This is a genomic window from Variovorax sp. P4_B10, assembly GCF_056402375.1.
Genome location: NZ_JBFUHN010000004.1, coordinates 108,578 through 125,471, shown reverse-complemented (window position 1 = coordinate 125,471; position 16,894 = coordinate 108,578). Strand labels below are relative to the sequence as shown.

General features: G+C 67.8%; 15 protein-coding genes. All 15 read left to right on the top strand.

Annotated features, from left to right (window positions below):
* Positions 1-2: 2 nt before the first annotated feature.
* The 15 genes from AC1DXX_RS03810 to AC1DXX_RS03740 are packed head-to-tail and all read left to right on the top strand — an operon-like array spanning position 3 to position 16,887.
* Positions 3-719: a 4'-phosphopantetheinyl transferase family protein gene (locus tag AC1DXX_RS03810; RefSeq protein WP_478132829.1), complete on the top strand. Its 717-nt coding sequence runs from the start codon at positions 3-5 to the stop codon at positions 717-719.
* Positions 716-1,534: a serine aminopeptidase domain-containing protein gene (locus AC1DXX_RS03805; RefSeq protein WP_478132828.1), complete on the top strand. Its 819-nt coding sequence runs from the start codon at positions 716-718 to the stop codon at positions 1,532-1,534. The genes AC1DXX_RS03810 and AC1DXX_RS03805 overlap by 4 nt, the downstream gene beginning before the upstream one ends.
* A complete protein-coding gene (locus tag AC1DXX_RS03800) occupies positions 1,527-2,453 on the top strand; it encodes an alpha/beta hydrolase family protein (RefSeq protein ID WP_478132827.1) in 927 nt (308 codons plus the stop codon). The genes AC1DXX_RS03805 and AC1DXX_RS03800 overlap by 8 nt, the downstream gene beginning before the upstream one ends.
* 42 nt (positions 2,454-2,495) lie before the next feature.
* Entirely contained in the window at positions 2,496-3,680 is a 1,185-nt protein-coding gene (locus tag AC1DXX_RS03795; RefSeq protein ID WP_478132826.1) for a polysaccharide biosynthesis/export family protein, read from the top strand.
* A 35-nt stretch (positions 3,681-3,715) separates the two neighbouring features.
* A complete protein-coding gene (locus AC1DXX_RS03790; RefSeq protein ID WP_478132825.1) occupies positions 3,716-6,013 on the top strand; it encodes a polysaccharide biosynthesis tyrosine autokinase in 2,298 nt (765 codons plus the stop codon).
* The gene (locus AC1DXX_RS03785) at positions 6,010-6,708 is read left to right on the top strand and encodes a sugar transferase (RefSeq protein WP_478132824.1); all 699 of its coding nucleotides are present in this window, start codon (positions 6,010-6,012) and stop codon (positions 6,706-6,708) included. The genes AC1DXX_RS03790 and AC1DXX_RS03785 overlap by 4 nt, the downstream gene beginning before the upstream one ends.
* Before the next feature lie 58 nt (positions 6,709-6,766).
* Positions 6,767-7,744, top strand: coding sequence for a GDP-L-fucose synthase family protein (locus AC1DXX_RS03780; RefSeq protein ID WP_478132823.1), 978 nt, complete (start codon positions 6,767-6,769; stop codon positions 7,742-7,744).
* Between the two features lie 3 nt (positions 7,745-7,747).
* Positions 7,748-9,070 (top strand): hypothetical protein, encoded by a 1,323-nt coding sequence (locus tag AC1DXX_RS03775; protein ID WP_478132822.1) that lies wholly within the window; start codon positions 7,748-7,750, stop codon positions 9,068-9,070.
* Positions 9,067-10,158 (top strand): glycosyltransferase, encoded by a 1,092-nt coding sequence (locus tag AC1DXX_RS03770; RefSeq protein ID WP_478132821.1) that lies wholly within the window; start codon positions 9,067-9,069, stop codon positions 10,156-10,158. The genes AC1DXX_RS03775 and AC1DXX_RS03770 overlap by 4 nt, the downstream gene beginning before the upstream one ends.
* Complete coding sequence (locus AC1DXX_RS03765; protein WP_478132820.1) at positions 10,155-11,099, top strand: hypothetical protein; 945 nt, start codon at positions 10,155-10,157, stop codon at positions 11,097-11,099. The genes AC1DXX_RS03770 and AC1DXX_RS03765 overlap by 4 nt, the downstream gene beginning before the upstream one ends.
* A 17-nt stretch (positions 11,100-11,116) precedes the next feature.
* Positions 11,117-12,052 (top strand): hypothetical protein, encoded by a 936-nt coding sequence (locus AC1DXX_RS03760; RefSeq protein WP_478132819.1) that lies wholly within the window; start codon positions 11,117-11,119, stop codon positions 12,050-12,052.
* Between the two features lie 20 nt (positions 12,053-12,072).
* A complete protein-coding gene (locus tag AC1DXX_RS03755) occupies positions 12,073-13,323 on the top strand; it encodes a lipopolysaccharide biosynthesis protein (protein WP_478132818.1) in 1,251 nt (416 codons plus the stop codon).
* Positions 13,324-13,332: 9 nt separating this feature from the next.
* On the top strand, positions 13,333-14,553 hold the full coding sequence (locus AC1DXX_RS03750) for a WcaI family glycosyltransferase (protein WP_478132817.1): 1,221 nt from the start codon (positions 13,333-13,335) through the stop codon (positions 14,551-14,553).
* A 36-nt stretch (positions 14,554-14,589) separates the two neighbouring features.
* Positions 14,590-15,363 carry a LuxR C-terminal-related transcriptional regulator gene (locus AC1DXX_RS03745; protein WP_478132816.1) on the top strand — a complete coding sequence of 258 codons (774 nt, stop codon included), beginning with the start codon at positions 14,590-14,592 and terminating at the stop codon, positions 15,361-15,363.
* A gap of 30 nt (positions 15,364-15,393) precedes the next feature.
* On the top strand, positions 15,394-16,887 hold the full coding sequence (locus AC1DXX_RS03740) for a mannose-1-phosphate guanylyltransferase/mannose-6-phosphate isomerase (RefSeq protein WP_478132815.1): 1,494 nt from the start codon (positions 15,394-15,396) through the stop codon (positions 16,885-16,887).
* The last annotated feature ends 7 nt before the right edge of the window (positions 16,888-16,894 follow it).

Genomic DNA, 16,894 nt, shown 5'->3' with positions numbered 1-16,894 from the left:
TCATGGGACACGTGGTATTTGCCCATTCTTCTGTCGAGGCGCCGGTCTGCCGGTATCTCGAGCTGGATGACTGCAGCGGCCCCGTGGCCGGGCAGATCCTGTCCGACGAGGAACGCGCGCGTGCCGCGCAACTCCGTTTCGCCATCGACCGCCAGCGCTTCGTGGCTGCGCACGTTGCGCTGCGGTACGCGCTGGCCGAGCAGACAGGCGAGCGCGCCGAGACGCTGCGCTTTGCCCGCACCGCGTTCGGCAAGCCTTCGCTGTCCGGCTGGCCGTACGTCCGTTTTTCGTTGAGCCACAGCCAGGGACTCGGCCTGATCGCCATCGGAGGGCGCGGCCCGTTGGGCGCCGACGTCGAGCAGCTGCGCCCGGTGCCCGATGCACTCGCGCTGGCCGCGCGGCATTTCACGCGCAGCGAGAACGAAGCACTCGCCGCCTTGCCCGCCGGCGACCGCGACTGCGCCTTCCTGACCTGCTGGACACGCAAGGAAGCCTGCCTCAAGGCCATCGGCCTCGGACTGATCGTGCCGACGGGGCTTTTCGAGGTGGGCCTGGCGCCGGACTGCCGCGGCGTCGAGGTGCCGATCGCCGGCCGCACGCTGTGGATCGCGCTGCGGCCCGCGCCCTTGCGCATGGACAGCGTCGGCTCGCTCGCGGAATGGCGGCAGACGCACGCCCGTGCCGGTGCACCGCGCCCGGCGGTGGAGGCCTGCGCATGAACGCCCATCCATTCATGTTCGGACCGGCCTCGCGCCAGGTCTTCGGCGTGTTCCATGCCGCTGCCGAGGCACAGCCCGGGGACACCGCGGTGCTGGTCTGCCCGCCCTTCGGACAGGAGGGCCTGCGCACCCATCGCTTCTTCAAGGTGCTGGCCGAGCGCCTCGCGCGGGCGCACATCGCCACGCTGCGCTTCGACTTCCACGGCTCGGGCGACTCGCCGGGCGACGAAGGCGACGGAGAGCTCGAAGGCTGGCGGCGCGACCTGTGCTCGGCGCACGAAGAACTGCGCCGGCGGGCGCCGGGAAGCCACATCGTCTGGATCGGCGCGCGGCTCGGTGCGACCCTGGCCGTGCTGGCGGCGCGCAACGGGCGCTGCGACCCGGTGCGGCTGGTGCTGTGGGAGCCGGTGATCGACGGCCGGCGCTATGCGCGCCTGCTGCGCGAACAGCATGTCGCCGCGATCGACACGACCTTCTGCATTCCCGACCTCGCCTGGCGCCGCAGCCTTGTGCGCGAGCCCGACGCGCTGCCCGAGGAGGCCCTCGGCACGTCGCTCTCGCCCGCGTTGCGCGCACAGCTCGGCGCGCTCGTGCCCGAGTCGCTCCCGCTCACGGCCCTGCACGACACCCTGGTCCTGACGGCGCCCGACGACGAGCAGACGGCGCAATGGGCAGCCGAACAGCAGTCGCGCCACATGCCGGTGCGGCTCGCCTATTTCCAGCACCGGCTCGACTGGACCTCCGACCCCTATCCCAACAGCGCCATGGTTCCGGCCGACGCGCTCAACCGCTTGCAGGGTGCTCTCCATGAATGACATGACGCAAAGCCCGGTCCGCTTCGGCCCCGGGGACGCACTGATGGGCATGGTCACCATTCCCATGCACCAGGTGCCGGCCAACGTCGCCTGCCTGATGTTCAACATGGGCGCCAACCACCGGGTCGGGCCGCGCCGCATCAACGTCAAGCTGGCGCATGTGCTCGCCGAGCGCGGCGTGAGCAGCCTGCGCTTCGACCTGGGCGGCGTCGGGGACAGCGACGCATCCGACATGGCGCACGACCTGCAGACCCGTGCGATGCACGACCTGCAGGCCAGCATGGACCTGGTCGAAAGCATGCTGGGCATCCGGCAGTTCGTGATCGTCGGCATGTGTTCGGGTGTGCAGCACGCCATCTCGGCAGCCGTGGCGGACACGCGCGTGGTGGCGCTCTCGCTGTTCGACGGCTATGCCTTTCCGGAGCGGCGCGCACGCTGGGAGCGCACGGTGCGGCGTGCCCTGGCCGCGCCCGCGCACCCGTCCTTCCCGGGCAAGGCCAAGCGCTGGCTCCAGCGTCACCTGCTGCGCAGCCATTCGACGAAACCGCTGCCCGGCTTCCTGGCGGAAAGAAGGCCGCCCGAAGTCAACGCTGCCTGGTTCGGCGCGGCCATGAAGCGCCTGGTCGAGCGGAAGGTGGCGGTGCAGCTGCTGTATTCGGGCTCGCTGCACGTCTGCGACCACGACCGCGACCAGCTCGGCGCCTTCCGGCGCGAGCCGTTCGCGCAAGCCCTGCATTACGAATTCATGCGGGACGTCGACCACACCGTCTGCACGCTGAAGGGACAGCAGCTGTTCCTCGCGTCGGTCGGCGACTGGGTCGTCGACCGCTGCTTCGGCGCCGGCGCCGAGCAGCGCAGCCCGAACCGTCCGCTCGCCGGCACCGGACGCGCCCTGCCCGCCACATGGGCCGCGCCCTGATCCGAACCCCGAACCCGATTCCCGGCCGTCAAGGAGACTCTCATGCAACATCCCGATCCAGCCCCCCTGCCACGCGGAACGCGCGTCCTGTCTGCCCTCATTCGTGCCGACCAGCGATTCCGATACATGGCCATGGCCCTGCTGCTGTCGCTCGGGCTGTTCGGCTGCGGCGGGATACCAGGCTACGGATCGCCCGGGCCCTTGTCGAGTAACGGGGCGTCGTCCGGCGCCGACGGGAAAGTGATCCCCATCACGCCCGAGCTGATCCGTGCCCAGGCAGGCAAGCGCACGACCGGCATCCCCGCGGATGTGCAGGCGCTCTTCAACAAGGCGCCGGTCTACACCATCGGGCCGGGAGATGTGGTCGGCATCATCGTCTACGACCACCCCGAGCTGCTGCCCAATGCGGGCGCGGTGATCGCCCAGCAGACGGACCCGACGGGCGTGACCGTGGCGCCCGGCTTCATCGTCGACGCCGCGGGCGAGATCAGCTTTCCCTACATCGGGCGAACGAAGGTGCAGGGCCTGACCGAGACCGGCGCGTCCGAACTGATCTCGCGGCGCATCGGTGCCTACATCAAGAGCCCGCAGGTCACCGTCCGGATCCAGTCGTTCCGCAGCCAGCGGGCCTACGTCGAAGGCGAGGTTCGCACGCCGGGCATCCAGATCTTCACGGACCTGCCGATGACGCTGTCCGAGGCCATCAACAGGGCGGGCAGCATCACCCCCATCGGCGACCGCTCGCGGGTGACGCTGACGCGGCGCGACCGCACGGTATTGATCGACCTCCCGATGCTGCAGCGCCTGGGCGTCGACGGCAACCGCATCCCGCTGCAGAACGGCGACATCGTGAATGTCGGCACCCGCGACGACAGCCGGGTCTATGTGATGGGCGAGATCCAGCGGCCCGCCGGCCTGCTCATGCGCAACGGCCGCCTGAGCCTCAACGAGGCACTGGGCGATGCGGGCGGCCTCGACCACGCGACCTCCAGCCCCGGCCAGATCTACGTGGTCCGCAATTCGTCCGAGGACCCCGATCGGCAGGAAATCTACAACCTCGACGCACGCAACCCGGTCGCTCTCGCACTGGCGGATCGCTTCGAGCTGAAGCCGCGCGACGTCATCTACGTCGATCACGTGCCGCTGGTCTCGTGGAGCCGGGTCTTCAGCCTGATCCTGCCTGCGGCCCAGGTCGTCAATCTCGTTCGCGACACCGCCCGCCGGTGAACGCCCGCCCGGCAACACGAAAAAAGGTGAATCCCATGACTGCGCGTTGGCAACCTCCGCTTCTCGCACCTCCGGGTGCCGACTTCGACCCGCCGCAAGCCGCCAGGTTGAAGGAAAACATCGACCTGTTCCTCGACAACCGGTGGCTGATCGCCGCGATCACCGCTGCGGCGCTCTCGCTGGGCCTGGGCTATGCGCTGCTGGGGCCCCGGGTGTACGAGGCGAATGTGCTGATCCAGGTCGAGGATGCGGAGCGCGGAGGCGGCAATTTTCCCGGCGACGCCAACGGCAACACCCTGGCCGCGAAGACGCCGACCTCCGGCGAGGCCGAGATCCTGAAGTCGCGCGCGGTGCTCGGGCAGGCCATCGAGAACACCCGCCTGTTCATCACCGCGCAACCCCACTACATCCCGCTCCTCGGCGCGTTCATGGCGCGCTATGCGAACGAGCTCTCCACGCCGGGCATCGCGGGTTTCGGCAACCATGTCTCGGGCATCGAACGGATCTCGGTGCCGCAGATGGACGTACCGGCGACGCTCGAGGGCACGCGCTTCCTGCTGATTGCGGGCAGCGACGGCGCCTACACCCTGACCCATCCGAAGCTCGCGACGCCGCTGCGGGGCACGGTCGGCGTGCCGCTCGATGCCGACACCCATGCCGGCAGGCTGCACCTGCTGGTGGCCTCCTTCGACGCGCAGCCCGGCGGCGCCTTCGAGCTGGTGCGCAAGTCGAAGCAGCTCACCCTGCTCGGCCTGCAGAACGACCTGCGCGTGGTCGAGAGGGGCAAGCAGTCCGGCGTGATCGATGTGAGCTGGCAGGCCGGCGACCGCGCGCAGCTGACCGACCTGCTCAACGAGGTCGCGCGCCTCTACGTACGGCAGAACATCGACCAGAAGACGGCGCAGGCCGAACGCGCCGTGAGCTTTCTCGGCTCCGAACTGCCCAAGCTCAGGGAGCAGCTCGAGCAGTCCGAGGACACCTACAACCAGTACCGCAACCAGAACGGAACGATYAGCCTCGACGACGAGGCCCGCAACGCCCTGTCCCAGAACGTCGACCTGCAGGCAAAGCTGCTGGACGCCCGGCAGAAACGGCTCGAGTTGTCGGGACGCCTCACCAACCTGCACCCCAGCGTGGTGACGGTGGATGCGCAGATCGCCTCCCTCAGGAAGGAACTCGGCGCCGTGGACGGGCGCATCCGCCGCATGCCCATGCTGCAGCAGAACACGCTGCGCATGCAAAGGGACATCAAGGTCAACACCGACCTCTATGCATCGCTGCTGAACAGCTCGCTGCAGATGCGCCTTGCCAGGGAAGGAAGGATCGGCAACGTCCACGTGCTCGACCCGGCCATGCTGCCGGAGAAGCCGATCCGTCCGAAGGGCGTGATCGTCATGGCGCTCGCACTGGCGGCAGGGCTGTTCCTTTCGGGGGTGGCGGCGCTTCTGCGCAAATCGCTGAAGAGCACCATCGCGAGCCCGACCGAGATCGAGCTCCGTACCGGGCTCGATGTCTACAGCTCGATCGCACTGAGCCGCCGGCAACGCCTGCTCGAGCGCGCCGTCGCGAAGGGCAAGCCGGGCATCAAGGTGCTGGCGGCGCTTCACCTCGACGATCCTGCCCTCGAGGGATTGCGCCGCCTGCGCACGGCGCTCAAGTTCACGATGCTCGGGGCGCCGAACAACAGGATCCTGATCACGAGCGCCACGCCCGGCGCCGGCAAGAGCTTCGTTTCGTCGAACTTCGCGACCCTGCTCGCAACGTCGGGCAAGCGCGTGCTCCTGATCGATGCCGACCTGCGCCGGGGCAACCTGGCCGGGCATTTCGGGTTGCCCCGCAAGAACGGGCTCGCGGACGTCATTGCGGACGGCATGCCGTTCGAGCGGGCGATCCACCACCAGGTGCTGCCCCATCTCGACGTGATGACCGCCGGCCGGCCGACCTCCGATCCGGCCAGCCTGATGACCTGCGACGCCTTCGCCCAGGTGCTCGCCCTGCTGTCCGCACGCTACGACGCGGTGGTCATCGACGCACCGCCCGCGCTGCTCGCTTCCGAGACGACCGCGATGGCGCCCTGCATGGGCACGGTACTGCTGGTGGCCCGCGCCGGCGACAGCGAAATGGGCGAGCTGCTGGAAAGCGCCAGGCGGCTGGCGCACGTGGGAGCGGCATTCCACGGCGTGGTCTTCAACGCGGTGGACATCACGCAGCGCCGCTACGGCAACTACGACTACGGCTACGGCAGCTACCGTTTCCGCGAGCCTGCCTATGCCATCGAAGGCCCCGAGACGGTCGTTCCGAAGCGCATCGAGCCGGAGCACGCCCCATCATGAACACCCTGCACTCGTCGACGCCGCCCGTGCGGGCGGCGGCCGCCACCACCACAACAACCACCGCATGGGTCGGCGACTCGCGGCTGCTCCAGTTCGAGAAGCGCGCCGCCGACATCCTGATGGCGGGTTCCTTCTTCGTGTTCCTCGGCTGGGCCTATGCGCTGATATGGCTCGGCGTGCGGCTGACATCCGGCTCGCCGGCGATCTACATGCAGCCGCGCTATGGCAAGGACGGCAAGGTCTTCCGGTTCTACAAGTTCCGCACCATGGTGCCCGATGCGGACATGGTGCTGGCCCGGCACCTGCGCGAGAACGAGGCCGCGCGCCGGGAATGGCAGAAGTTCCAGAAGCTCGAACACGACCCGCGCATCACCCGCTTCGGCGCTTTCCTGCGCAAGTACAGCATCGACGAGTTCCCGCAGTTCTGGAACGTGCTCCGGGGCGACATGAGCATGGTCGGTCCACGGCCCTGCATGTTCGCCCAGAAGGAGCTCTACGGCGTCTATTGGGACCACTACTGCGCCGTGCGGCCGGGCATCACCGGGCTCTGGCAAATCAGCGGGCGCAACGAGGTGAGCTACCGGCGCCGTGCCGCCATGGATGCGGAGTACGTCGTCACGCTGTCCCTGCACGGCGACCTGCTGATCCTGCTGAAGACCTTCGCCGTCGTGGCCCGCGCACGCGGCTCCCGCTAGGCAGCGCCCCGTTCCGGTTTCCCCTCCCTGAAACATCAACCCTTCACCGAAAGAACATATGCGTATCTTTGTTGCAGGTCATCGCGGATTGGTGGGGCAGACGCTCACGAGGTGTCTGCGCGAGTCGGGCCAGGAAGTCGTCACCCGCAGCCATGCGGAGCTCGACCTGCTCGACCAGGCGGCCGTGGCTCGTTTCTTCGCGGCAGAGCCCGTCGACCAGGTCTACCTGGCGGCGGCCAGGGTCGGAGGCATTCACGCCAACATGACCTATCCCGCGCAGTTCATCTACGAGAACCTCCTGATCGCGGCGAACGTCACGCACCAGGCCTTTCTTGCCGGCGTCAAGCGGCTGCTGTTCCTCGGCTCGAGCTGCATTTATCCGCGGCTCGCCGACCAGCCGATCCGCGAAGAGGCCCTGCTCGGCGGCAAACTGGAGCCGACGAACGAGCCCTACGCGATCGCCAAGATCGCGGGCATCAAGCTCTGCGAGAGCTACAACCGGCAGTACGGCGCGACCCACGGCGTCGACTACCGCAGCGTGATGCCGAGCAACCTGTATGGGCCCGGCGATAACTACCACCTCGAGAACAGCCACGTCGTTCCCGCGTTGATCCAGCGCTTTCACCTGGCCAAGATCAGCAAGACGCCCAGCGTGCTGATCTGGGGCAGCGGCCGGGCGAGGCGCGAGTTTCTCTATGTCGACGACATGGTCCGGGGTTGCCTCGAGGTCATGAGCCTGTCGCGCAGCGCCTACGAGCAGAACACCGACCCGATGCGCGGACACATCAACCTCGGCACCGGGGAGGATATCTCGATCGCCGAGCTGGTCGAGCTCGTCCGCGAGGTCGTCGGCTACGAGGGCAGCATCCGCTACGACCTGGCCCAGCCGGACGGCGCACCCCGAAAGCTGCTGGATGTGTCGCGCGCCGCCGCCTTCGGATGGCATCCCACGGTGCCACTGGCCGAAGGGCTTCGCCGCACCTATGCGGACTATCAGACGGCCGCCCGGTTCTCGGAAGAGATCGAGCACGCATAAGCCATGAGAGCCCTCGCCTTCTGGTTCGGCATCGCCTGCGCATTCCTGTGCGGGCTGGTCGATCCCGTGTGGGGCTACGCCGCCTTGAGCGTGCTGACCGTGGTCCAGCTCGCGATGCTCGGCGCCCCGGGAGGCAGCGTGTTCCTGTTGATCCACTACGTGACGATCCTGACCTATTTTTCGCTGGCTCCGGCGATGCAGATCGCCGCCGATGTCGACTTCTGGGAGGTCGGCGTCCTGGGCGCGGCAGCGCACACGCAGGCATTGGTGCTCCTGCTGCTGTACATGGCGGGCGTGGAAGCCGCACGTTTCGGGGTGCCCGATGCGCCTTCGGGGATGGCCAGGCGGACAGGTCCGCGCGCCGTCGGCGTGGCCCACCCCCTTCTCGTTCTGCTGGGTTGCGCTCTCGCGGCTTTCGCGTCGCTGTTCGTTCGCCCCGACCTCAACTTCGTGGCGCGCGGCATCGCGGGCCTGGGGGCCGAGATCAACTTTCCCGTCGACTTCATCGTCTACTCCACGCTGCCGAAGCTCATCGTGCTGGTGTGTTTCGTGGCGCTGGCGATCCACGCATTTCGCCAGCGGACGCTGTGGGCATGGTGCGCCGCGGGCCTGGCGTTCGCGCTGGCCGCCATCGCGGCGAACCCGGTCAACACGGCGCGGCAGATCCTGCTGATCGGCCTGCTGCCGCTCTTCATCCATGGCTTCGGGCGCAGCAGGCGCTGGTTGCTGGCCGGGGTGATCTTCGCCGCCATCGCAGGCCTCGGCCCGGTGCTGAACCTGGTGTCGCGCGGGAGCTTCTGGGGGGAATCGCTCTCGACCTTTCCCTACAGCCAGGATTTCGACGCCATGTTCATCGTTGCCGGCATCCTGGAGCGGGTGCCTGAGCCCGACCTCGGGCTCGGGCGCTACCTGCTGTCGGCCTTCTCCTTCTTCCTGCCGCGCGACCTGAAGATGTTCCCGGATTTCGATCCGCTCGGATGGCCGGGCATCCTGGGCAATTTCTCGCAGAGCAATCTTTCCCTGCCGCCGTTCACGACGGCGTATTTCGATTTCGGGCTGCTGGGTCCCCTGATGCTGGGCTTCGTGATCTCGGCCTGCTTCCGCGTGGTGGACAAGGCGATCGACCCGCGCCGCGCGGTGTCCGGCGCCTACCTCTGCGCCCTGGTGCTGCTGGCCGCCTATGTGCCGTTCATGCGCGGTCCCATCCTCGGGTGGGGGGCCTTCGCGGCTTCGGGCCTGATCGCGGCGCTCGTCGCCGGCATCTTGAGCGCGCGGGCTCGCCGGTTGAATCGCAGTGCCGCGCGGCGCGGCATCGAGACAGCGTGAGCACCCTCATGTCCACCTACCTCTTCTACGACACCATCCGGCTCAACAAGGCGGCGGGCGGCGTGCTGAACGTCTCCGAAGTCCTGCTCAGGAGCATGCGCCTGTCCTCGCGCGACCAGGTCCGCTCGATCAGCGAACGGCACCCTCGCCTCTACGACGCCGCGCGGCGGCTGGGGATCAGCCGCTTCCTGCTGGACACGCTGCTCTACAACTTCTACCGGATCCGGTCGGTGGTGTCCGGCGAGCGGGTCTTCTCGCTGTTCCCCAACTATTTCCTGCCCTTCACGCTGTTCGGACGGCACCGGGATTCGATCGTCGTCATCCACGATCTTCAGTACAAGGCCTATCCGCAGTACTTCAGCCGCACCAAGCGCCTGTGGCTCGACTGGAACCTGCGGCGCGCTGCGCGCAGCGCTGCGGACGTCGTCTTCATCAGCAAGAGCAGCCAGCAGGACTTCGAGAAGCACTTCATGCGCTGCGAGCGTGCAACGGTCATCTTCAATCCGGTGGACGCAGCCCGCGACGCGGCCCGTGGCGGCACCGCGGAGGACGGCTCGAGGTACCTGATCGCGGCCTATCACTACTACCCGCACAAGAACTTCGGCGGCATCCTGAAGCTGTTCGAACGCATGAAGCGCGAAGGCCTCGTCGACTGTCTCTACATCACCGGCAACGGCGCGGCCGATGTCGAAAGGATGATCGCGGCCATGGCACCCGAGCTTCGCGGCGCCATCCGGCACCGGGGACTGGTCTCGCACGAGGAGCTGATCCGCCTCTACATCGGCGCGACCGCCTTCATCTCGCTGTCCACCTTCGAAGGCTTCAATCTCTCCGCCGCCGAGGCGGCCACCCTGGGCGTGCCGCTGCTGCTCTCCGACATTCCGGTGCACAAGGAGCTCTTTGCCGGCTACGGCTTCTTCATCGGCAGCGCGCCCTGCGATCTCGGCGGGCTCTCGCAGTACCTCGCCATGCACCGGCACGTGCACCCCGTCTGGCCGCATGCCGATTCCTGCACGCCCGGCGCGGTCGCGGCGAGTTATCTCACGCTCAAGCGCAGGGCTGTTCCGTTCACCCGGGCCATGCAATGAACAAACGCACGAACCTTCTGCGGCGCCTTCTCGCGGCACTGGTTCTGGGTGCAGGGGCGGCGGCCGGGCAGATGCAGCCCCCGGGAACGACGACACCGGGCTTCGGCGTGATGGTGCATTACCTGCCCGACAAGCAATCCATCGCCGACATCGGGCGCTTCGATGTGGAGGCCTTCGTGGCGTCGCTGGTGGAAATGCGGGCGTCCCACCTGATCCTGACGCTCGGACAGAACAACGGTCAGTTCATCGCGCCGAATTCCGCGCTGGAGGTGCTGTGCCCCGACAGCGCCAGGAACCGGCCGCCGCGGGACCTGCCGCTCGAGATCGGCCGGTCGCTGCAGCGCCACGGCATCGCCCTGATCCTCTACCTGCCGTTTCGCGCACCCCAGGGCGACCGCTACCTCATGGAGTGCCTGGGCGACGTCTCCGAGCAGTCGCCGCCGCCCGCGCGCTTCATCGCCGCCTGGTCGGTCGTCATCAGGAGCTGGTCCGAACACTACGCCACGCTCGCCAAGGGCTGGTGGTTCGACGGCGTCTACAACACGGTGGGCATGACGGCGAGCGATTGGGGAGCGTTCTGCAACGCCGCGCGCAGCGGCGCGGCGCAGCGGTGGCTCGCCTTCAATGCCGGCGAAGGCGCGGAGCGCTTCAGCATCAGGTCGGCGCCTTGTCAGAACCTCATGGCCGGCGAGTTCATGCAACCGCCCCCGCACCCCGCGGGCGCTCCGTCCGAACTCACGTTCCACGTGCTGACGCCGCTCAGCGCGTCCTGGGCCCGGCCGGCGCCGGCGCGATTCACGGCCGCGCAGGTGCGCGGCTGGATCGCCGATGCGAACGCCCGGGGCGGACTGTTCACGCTCGAGATGCCCCTGGACGCCAATTTCCGCTTTCTTCCCGCACACGTCGCGCTGGTCCGGAGCGCCACCGCGTCCAAGTCCTGATCCTTCATCGCCCCATCATGAACTCACCCCTCGCCTTCATCGTCGTGGAAGACCGCTGGAACAAGGCCCTCCTGCTGTGCCGCGAGTCCGCGGCGCTGGCCGGAGAACAACTGGTCGTGCTCTCGGGCACGGACGCGGGACCCGACTACGCGCGCTTCCGCGACGCCTACGTGCACCTGTCGAGCAATGCACCCGAGTTCGAGAAGGTCTGCTTCCGGCGCTACTTCCTTCTGGCGAAGTACCTCGGCGCCCATCCCGAGTGCCGCAGGTTCGTGCTGATCGACAGCGATGTCCTGCTGTTCCGGGGCATCGGCGAGCACATCGGGCGCCTGGTCGGAGCGGCGGACTTCTCCGGCTCCTGCCTTCGCCTCCAGGACGGATGGGACCCCTGCCAGATATCGCCGCACGTCAGCTACTGGACATCGGCGGGGCTTCTTCATTTCGTTGCCCATGTGCTCGACGCCTACACGACACCCGGGGGCCTGAAGAAACTGCGCGAGATCGCCGCCCGGTTCGCCGCCAAGGGCGTGCGCGGCGGGGTCTCGGACATGACCTTGCTCTACCTGTGGGCCCATGCGACCGGCAATGCCGCCCCCATCAACCGGGTGCTCGACGGTGGGGTGATCGATCACAACATCAATGGCGGCAGCAACCTTCTCGCGAACGAATTTCGCGTGCGCGGCGGCGCCAAGCGCATCGAGGATGTCGAYGGCCACCCCTGCCTGACGACGACCGCCACCGGCGAAGCGGTCCGCGTGCTGGCCCTGCACTTCCAGGGCAGCGCAAAGATGGCGATGCAGCCCGCGCTGCACGGCCACGTGCGGACGATGGCGTCGCTGATCTACCTGATGCTGCTGGCCCGCATCGCCAAGAACCGGGTGTTCAGCGTCACCGCGCGCGCACGAAGGGCGTTCGACGCGCGCCGTGTTGCAAACGCCCGGGCCATGAAGTAGCGCCGGCACAGGCACACGCCATGAAAACCGACTCGTCATTCGCCCTTCCCGGTGTGCGCATGGCGCAGCTTCTCGGCCTGGGTGCGCTGGCTTCGCGGCTCTTCGTCTATCTGTCGGGCTTTCTGGCCGTCTTCCTAATGGCGGCGAAGGTCTCGCCCGAACGCTTCGGCGAGTATTCCGTCTACCAGTCCGTGCTGGAGGTGGCGCTGGTCGTGGGAACGCTGGGCAGTGGCCTGCTCTTCCTGCGCAATGCGCCCAGCGTGCCGCCGCGCGTGTTCCGCGGCGATCTCGTGCGCACGCTGGCGATCGGTCTTCCGCTGGCGACGCTGCTGATGGCCGCCGTCCTGGGCGCCCAGCACCTGCCGCCGACCGGCGCACCGTTCCTGGTGATCGTGGCCACACTGGCGATCTTCGCGTTCAGCAGCCTGCGCCTCGCCTACGGCCGTGGCCTGGGCTACACGGGCCTCCTCAACCTGGACGCCGGCATCCGCTCGACCATCCTCGTGCTGGGCGTGGTGGCCTTCGCCTCGCTGGGGTTCGACCTCAGCGTGACGAACCTGCTCCTCATCAATCTGTTCGCCTTTGCGCTCGTGTGCGCCGCGATCTTCATGACGGCCAGGGGCGCCGCGCCGCCGCGCGGACGGCATGCGCTAGCTCTCGCATCGCAAGGCAGTGCGACCGTGTATGCGCTGCTGATCTTTCTTCTTCGGAAGTCGGACCTGCTCATCGTGGCTTTCTTCATGCCGCTGGCCTATGTCGGCGCATTCAAGCTGGCCTTCCTGCTGGCGGAAGCGCCTTCGCAATTCGTCCAGTCCTTTCTCGTCACGAAGACGCCCGCCATGCTGGATGCTAGTGCCGGGAATTTCACGGCGGCGAAGCTGCAATTGGCGAAGCATGCCTTTCTTCTCGGCTGCGCCCTCTTCGTCGCGCTGGCGGGTCTCTTGTGGGTCGCCGCGCCATTGCTGAAGCTGTGGAGCGAGGCGCGCGAGATCTTTCTCTGCATGGCGCCCTATTTCCTGCTGAGAACCTACACGGTCCACCACGAAACGGTGCTCTCGCTCAATACGCCGGTGGGCTCCCTCGGCCGATGGGCGCTGGCGGAGGTGGTGCTGCGGCTGCTCTCATACGGCGTCGTCGTGTCGATCTTTCCCGACAAGCCGCACTACGTTTTCTTCGTTGCCTGCGTCTTCGATTTTCTCCTGTACGAGATACGGATGCGCTCGTTGCTCGGGTTCCTTCCGTTCGTCCGCCTGATTCGTCCGCCACGCTGAGAGGCCGTCTTGAAAATCCTTCTCTATTCGATGAACTTCACGCCCGAACTCACCGGCATCGGCAAGTACTCGGGCGAGATGGCGCAATGGCTCAGCGCCAAGGGGCACGAAGTCCGCGTGATCGCGGCACCGCCCTCCTTTCCGCATTGGGAGGTGTTCGAAGGGCATTCGGCCTGGAGCTACCGCAAGACGAACTGGAACGGCATCACGGTCTGGCGTGCGCCGACCTGGGTGCCCGCGCGGCCCCGGACCCTGGCCCGCATGGCGCATCTCTTTTCGTTCATGCTGTCCAGCATTCCGCTGCTCTTCGCGCAGATCCGCTGGAAGCCGGACCTGGTGTTCGTGGTGGAGCCGCCGATCTTCTGCGCGCCCGCCGTTCTCTTCTTCTCGAAGATGCTCGGCATCAAGTCCTGGTTGCACATCCAGGATTACGAAGTGGATGCTGCGTTCGGCCTGGGATGGGTGCGCGGTGCGCGCGTGCGCCGCTTCGCGCTGTCGGTGGAGCACTGGCTGCTGAGCAGGTTCAACCGGGTGTCGACCATCTCGGCCGCGATGATCGACAAGGCGAAGGACAAGGGCATCGCCGAAGACCGGCTGGTGCTGTTCCCCAACTGGGTCGATGTGGCCGCCATCCGTCCGGGCCCGGCCGGCGACTACAGGATCGCGCTCGGGATTCCGCCCGATGCGGTGGTGGTGCTCTATGCGGGAAGCCTGGGAAGCAAACAGGGCATCGAGTTGCTGGCCGACGCAGCGCGCCTGCTGGTCGCCGCGCGGCACATCCATTTCGTCTTCTGCGGCGATGGGCCGAGCCGCGCGCCGCTCCGGGCCGCCTGCAGCCGCCTGGGCAACGTCCATTTCCTGGACCTGCAGCCCGCCGCCAGGCTCAACGAACTGCTGGGCATGGCCGACATCCACGTGCTTCCCCAGCGCGCTGACGCCGCGGACCTGGTCATGCCGTCGAAGCTCGCCGGAATGCTCGCGAGCGGAAAGGCCGTGATCGTCACAGCGCATGCCGGCACCGAGTTGAGCAATGTGGTCTCGGGGCGCGGCCTCGTGATCGCACCCGGCGATGCGCAAGCCCTGGCCGAGGCCATCGCTCGGCTTGCGGCATCGCGCCAGACTCGAGAGGAGATGGGCGCAGCCGGCCGGCTGTTCGCCGAAGAGGAACTGGACCAGAACGCCATCCTGCTGCGTTTCGAGCGGGAACTGCTGCGCTGCCTCACCGGCTGACGCAGCACCCCATCTATATCCAACCGGAGACATCCCATGACCGATACCGCGTTGCACCTGTCCGGGAAGCCCGATCCCGGCCGCCCGGGATTCTCGTACGGCGTCTGCCCGCCCGCCACGCCGCTGTGGCCCGACTTCCTGACGGGGCAGGAAGGCGCGCCGGTTCGCGTGCTGCTCATCGACGACGACGAATTCATGCGCCGCGTGATCGCGCAGGAGCTCCTGTCCGACCTGCGCATCCAGCTCGAAGCGCAGGCCGGCAGCCTGCGGGACGGGCGCAGGCTGCTGGCCACCCACGAGTTCGATGTCCTGATGGTGGACCTGCGACTGGGCGACGGCACGGGTTTCGACCTGATCCGCGAAGCCCGCGAGCACCACCCCAACTGCGAGATCATCGTGATCTCCGCGCTGGAGGACGATGCCCATGTGATGCAGGCCTTCGAGCTCGGCGCCACGGGCTACCTGCTCAAGGACGCATGGCTCCAGAGCTTCGCCCAGGCGGTGCTGCAGGTCGTCAACGGCGGCGCGGCCATCACGCCGAGGCTGGCGCGCCGGCTGCTGGCCCGGATGAGCCACCAGATCGAGGAGTCCCCGGCGGCGGATCCGGTCCGGCACGCGACGGCCCTGACGCCCCGGGAACGCGAGATCCTGCGCTGCGTGGCGCAGGGCTACGTCTCCGAGGAGATCGGCGCAAGGCTCGGAATCTCGGGGCAGACCGTCAATGCCCACATCAAGAACATCTACAAGAAACTGCACGTGCATTCGCGCGCCCAGGCCGTGAGCCTTGCCGCCCACACCGGCCAGATCTGAGCGGCTGCACATTCACATCGGAGGCACCCCATGAACACGCCCGCCATTCACCCCGTCGTTCTCTGCGGCGGCAGCGGCACGCGCCTGTGGCCCTTGTCCCGCAAGGCGCTTCCGAAGCAGTTCGCGCCGCTGATCGGCGGCAAGAGCCTGTTGCAGCTCACGCTGGAACGGCTCGGCAGCCTGAACACCGACATCACCTGCATCGCGTCGGAAGACCACCGCTTCCTGGTGCGGGAAACGGTCGAGAACACCCGCTCCACCGGCCGGCAGATTCTCGAGCCGGTCCCGCGCAGCACCGCGGCCGCAATGGCTGCGGCGGCCCTGCTGGCCGGCAGGGACGACCTGCTGCTGTTCGCGCCGTCCGACCATCACGTTCCCGACACGGCGCTGTTCGCGAAGACCGTGCGCGGCGGCATCGAGGCCGCGCTGGCCGGGCGCATCGTCACCTTCGGCGTGGCGCCCAGCTTCCCGAGCACCGCCTACGGCTACATCGAGGCGGGCGAAGCATTGGCCGACGGCTGCAGCCATGCCGTGGTGCGCTTCGTCGAGAAGCCCACGGCCGCCGTGGCCGCGTCGCTGATCCTGCAGGGGGGCTACGCCTGGAATGCCGGCATCTTCCTCGTGCAGGCCCGCACCCTGATCGAGGCCCTGCGGGCGCACGCACCCGACATCCTGCAGGCCTGCGAACGCGCAACCGCGGCCGTCTCGATCGACGGCAGCTTCGTGCGGCTCGACCGCGATGCCTTCGAGGCCTGCCGCAGCGACAGCATCGACTACGCGGTCCTGGAGAAGCACAAGGACATCGCGGTCGTGAAGTTCGAAGGCGCCTGGAGCGACGTCGGCAGCTGGAACGCGGTGGCGAACCTGCAGCCGGCGGACGACGCCGGCAACCGCCTGAGCGGCAAGGCCAGCGCCCTGCACGCGCGCAACACCTTCATCCACGCGCCCCACCGGCCGGTGGTGGCGCTGGGCACCGAAAACCTGTTCATCGTGGACACGCCGGACGCCGTGCTGGTGGCGGGCGCGGGCTGTGCCGAGCAGGTCGCGGATGTCGTGCGGATGCTCGCGCTGGAGGGACGGGCCGAAGCGACCGAGCATCGCCGCGTGGTGCGGCCCTGGGGTGCCTACGACTGCATCGACATCGGCGCGCGCTTTCAGGTCAAGCGCCTCACCGTCAAGCCCGGCGCCAAGCTCTCGCTCCAGATGCACCACCACCGCGCCGAACACTGGGTGGTGGTTCAGGGAACAGCCAGGGCTACCTGCGACGGCCAGGTCACGCTGGTCCGGGAGAACGAGTCGATCTACCTGCCGTCGGGCGCCATCCACCGGCTCGAGAATCCGGGCAAGACGATGCTGGAGGTGATCGAGGTGCAGACCGGCAGCTACCTGGGCGAGGACGACATCGTGCGGTTCGACGACAGCTACGGTCGCTGCGCGTCCGCCAGGGCCCAGGCCGAGGTGTTGGTATCGCCCCCCGCCGCCGCGGCTGCGAATGCGACCCTGCAGATGGCCGTCGGTCCTTGACGCCGAA